Below are 4,289 nucleotides of genomic sequence, written 5' to 3'. Positions count from 1 at the left end.
GGAGAGGGGTGCCCGATAGGGCGGGGTGAGGTTCTGTAGGTAACGCAACTGAGAACCGCTATAAATAATTACACAAGTGTAATCATTACCTTGACCTTTCAAGTTCAAAGTTTAAATTTTGCTGTTTGAAGTGAGAAATTTTCTGTTTGAAATGAAAAGTTTCCTGTTTCAAGCGAGAAGTTTCTTGTTTCAAGTGAAAATTTTCTTGTTTCAAGCGAAAAGTTTCTTGTTTGAAGTGAGAAATTTTCTGTTTCAGGTGAGAAGTTTGCTGTTTGAAGTCAGAGACTTGGAGATTGAAGAGCGATCGCAGGAAAAAAGAACGACATGAGTCGAACACATCATACCAATTCCCTTAAAACGTGAAACATATTTGTGTTGTAGAGACGTGCCATGGCACGTCTGGTACAGGATTTAAATGTATCGTGATTAACGTGAAATGGTATGAGTAGCAAAATTGCCATATTATCTTATATGTATCTCATGTGTATCAAAGTTTAAAGATTGCTGTCTTCTTCCCCCACAATCTCTTGAGGCACTAGTGATGAAATTGCTCCGTTACCTACTCCCTCTCACTACCTTGTCCTTATACACGATTAGCAACTTTGCGTCTATCACTACTGCAACAGCCCAAATCATACCAGATAACAGTCTGGGTGTGGAAAGTTCAACTGTCAACCCAGATGTGATTAATGGTTTACAAAGCGATCGCGTTGATGGAGGTGCGATTCGTGGGTCAAATTTATTTCACAGCTTTCAAGAATTTAATATTGATGCAGGTAGAGGAGCCTATTTTTCTAATCCGGCTAATATAACTAATATTCTCACCAGAGTCACAGGCAATAATCCTTCTAACATTCTCGGTAGGCTTGGTGTCTTAGGTAATGCAAATCTGTTTTTACTCAACCCCAAAGGGGTTTTTTTTGGGCCTAATGCAAGTCTGGATTTACGTGGTGGCTCATTTTTTGGCAGTACGGCCGATAGTGTATTATTTGACAACTTTGAATTCAGTGCCAGCAACCTGCAACCAGTTCCCCAATTAACTATTAATATTCCCATAGGTTTAAGATTTCGGGATAATCCTGGCAATATTACCAGTAACAGCAGCCTGGAAGTGCAGTCTGGGCAATCTCTGAGTTTGATAGGTGGTGACGTTAGCCTCAACGGTGGGCTATTAGCAGCACCAGAAGGACGAATTGAGTTAGGAGGATTAGCAGAAGCTGGAACAGTTGGGTTTAATCCTGATGGTAGTTTGACTTTTCCCAATAACGTGGCTAGAGGTAATGTCACACTCAGTAATCAAGCTAACGTCAGTGTCATCGGACAAGGAGGTAGTATTGCCGTTAATGCGCGAAATTTAGACATTTCTACTGGAAGCGGATTATTTGCCGGAATTCCATCAGATGCTAATTCTGATGCTCAGGCTGGTGATATTGTCATTAATGCTACAGATAGGGTCAGAATTGAGGGAGATTCTAACTCCAGTATCTCCATCATCAATGTTCCATTGGTAGGAAAAGCGGGAGATATAGCGATCAACACCAGTATCTTGGAAGGTACTGGTCGTTTTGTAATTGGTTCTGGTGCTTTTGGACAAGGAAATGCCGGCAATGTAACAATCACAGCTACAGACAGAGTATCATTGCAGGGATTAGAAGGATTTAATAGCGGAATTGTCAGTCTTGTAGCAGATTTAGCTACAGGAAACGCTGGTAATATTACCATCAACACGCGATCGCTCTCTTTATCAAATTTTGCCCTCCTTACTTCCACCCTTGGACAAGGAAATGGAGGCAATATTGAGATTAACGCTTCTGAGTCTGTCTCGTTAAACGGTAGTAACTCAGTCCTTTCAGCCCTGACCTCGTCCTCTGGAAATGCAGGCAATATAATTATCAATACGCCATCGCTTTCGTTATCTAACGATTTTGGAATAAATACCTCTACATCTGGGCAAGGAAATGCGGGAAATATCCAGATTAACGCTGCTAATTCTGTCTCTATCGTTAACAGTTCTTCCTTGCTAGCCTCTACTTCTTCTTCTGGAGATGCAGGCAATATCATCATTGACGCTCCTGATGCAACTGTCTCCTTGGATGGCGTAGGAACATCAGCCAGCACATCTGTTTTTGGTGAATCAAATTTGTTGGGAGTTGATGATGTTGGTACTGGCCAAGGTGGTGATATTAAGATCAACGCGCGATCGCTCTCCCTAACTAATGGTGCTAGCTTGTCTACTACCACTGCTGGATTTGCGGGAGAAAATGGGCCAGCTAATGCTGGGGATATTGAAGTAAATGTTTCTGAGTTTTTCAATCTAGATAGTTCTGTGTTAGTTTCTCGCTCTTCGGGAGAAGGTAATGCAGGTAACATCAACATTACTACGGGATCTCTTTCTGTCACCAATGGAGGTCAATTACTTGCCGAAACCTTCAATAAAGGAAATGCTGGTAATATCACAATTAATGCTCCTACTGGTACAGTTTCTTTTGATAGCACAGACAATGCAGGATTTCCTAGTGCAGCTTTTACCACTGTAAGTTCGGGATCTGTGGGTAAAGGTGGAGACATAAGCATTACCGCTAGGTCACTTTCATTAACTAATGGGGGTAGACTAAATACCAGTGTTAATGGAGCTTCCGACACAGAACCTGGTGGTATCGGTAATGCGGGAAATGTGAAGCTAAATATTAGTGAGACTATTCAGATAGTAGGAGAAAGTAATATACCTGATTCTAGGGGCATTATTGCCAGCAGTGGTATCAACAGCGATGTGGGAAGTGGAGCAACGGGTAACGCTGGCAACATCGAAATGACTACAGGTTCACTTTTCGTCGGTGGTGGGAACCAACTAAGTTCCAACACATTTGGAAAAGGTAATGCAGGTAATGTAACAATTAATGCTCCCACTGGTACAGTCTCTTTTGACGGCACAGATAACGAAGGATTCCCCAGTGCAATCTTCACCACTGTGGAAGCAGGAGGAGAGGGCAAAGGTGGAGATATCACCATTACTGCTAACTCCCTTTCATTAACCAATGGTGGCATTTTAAGTACCTTTATCCGTGAAGAATCTGATACACAACCCGGTGGAATTGGAGAAGCTGGCAACGTGAAGCTAAATATCACTGATACAATTAATATCGCAGGAGCCAGTAATAAGCCTGACTTCACTGGCAATTTTAGCCGCAGTGGTATTTTTAGTAATGTTGAAAATGGGGCAATCGGAAATGCAGGAAATATTGAAATTGCCACAGGTTCACTATTTGTCAGTGATAGTGGACAACTTATTTCCAGCACTTCTGGTCAAGGAAATGCTGGTAGTATCAAAATTAATGCTAATTCCTTTTTGCTCGATGCTGCTCAACTCAATACCAACAGTGACATTGAGAATCGCCAAGCAGGTAACATAGACATCACAACTACTAAGGATATTCGACTAGATAACGGAGCCTTCATTAGCGCCCAGACACAAGGTGGTCAAGGTAACATCTTCCTCAATTCCCGTGATTTAATCTTGCGTCGCAACAGTAATATCACTACTAACGCCACAGGCACAGCCACAGGTGGAAATATAACTATTGATACTGGTAACTTAGTTGCTCTCGAAAATAGCGACATCAGCGCCAATTCTCAAGAAAGCTTTGGCGGTAGAGTATTGATCACGGCTGACGCCATTTTTGGTACTCAGTTTCGAGATCAACCGACCCCAGAAAGTGACATCACAGCCACAGGCGCAAGTCCTGAGTTTGGTGGTACAGTCCAAATCGACACCGCAGATGTTGACCCCAGTCAAGGATTAGTGGAATTACCAGAAAATCTTGCAGATGCAAGTGATCAAATCGCCCAAAATCCCTGTCAAAAAGGCAGTGGTAGCGAGTTTATAGTCACGGGACGCGGTGGTTTACCTTCTAGTCCCAATGACAATTTCAGCAGTGATAATGTGCGCGTCGATTTAGTAAATCCTGCTGCAACCAGCAGTAGTAATTCCCAATCTGCAATAAACAAGCAATCGGTAAATCATACTAATGCCAAATCTATTACTCCAGCCCAAGGATGGGTATTTAATAATAAAGGCGAAGTAGTCCTAACAGCTTACGACCCCACAACTACTAGCACACCTGAACGTAGTTCTCAAGCAAATGCTGCTTGTCCTGCATTTTAACCTCACCCCGCCTTCGGCACCCCTCTCCTTTCATCTGGTAGGGTGCGTTACTAATGAACCTCACCCCGCCTTCGGCACCCCTCTCCTTTCATCTGGTAGGGTGCGTTACTAATGAACCTCACCCCGC

2 protein-coding genes are annotated in these 4,289 nt (G+C 42.9%); both read left to right on the top strand.

The annotated features are described in order from the left end of the window. Positions 1-151: 151 nt before the first annotated feature. Positions 152-328, top strand: coding sequence for a hypothetical protein (locus UYI_RS38745; protein WP_235147918.1), 177 nt, complete (start codon positions 152-154; stop codon positions 326-328). 213 nt (positions 329-541) lie between these two features. Beyond that, positions 542-4,162, top strand: coding sequence for a two-partner secretion domain-containing protein (locus UYI_RS0107315; protein ID WP_016866029.1), 3,621 nt, complete (start codon positions 542-544; stop codon positions 4,160-4,162). Positions 4,163-4,289 lie beyond the last annotated feature (127 nt).

This window comes from Fischerella muscicola PCC 7414 (assembly GCF_000317205.1).
Taxonomy (GTDB): domain Bacteria; phylum Cyanobacteriota; class Cyanobacteriia; order Cyanobacteriales; family Nostocaceae; genus Fischerella; species Fischerella muscicola.
The sequence above is the reverse complement of the archived record's forward strand: the minus strand, read 5'-3'. Positions and strand labels throughout refer to the sequence as shown.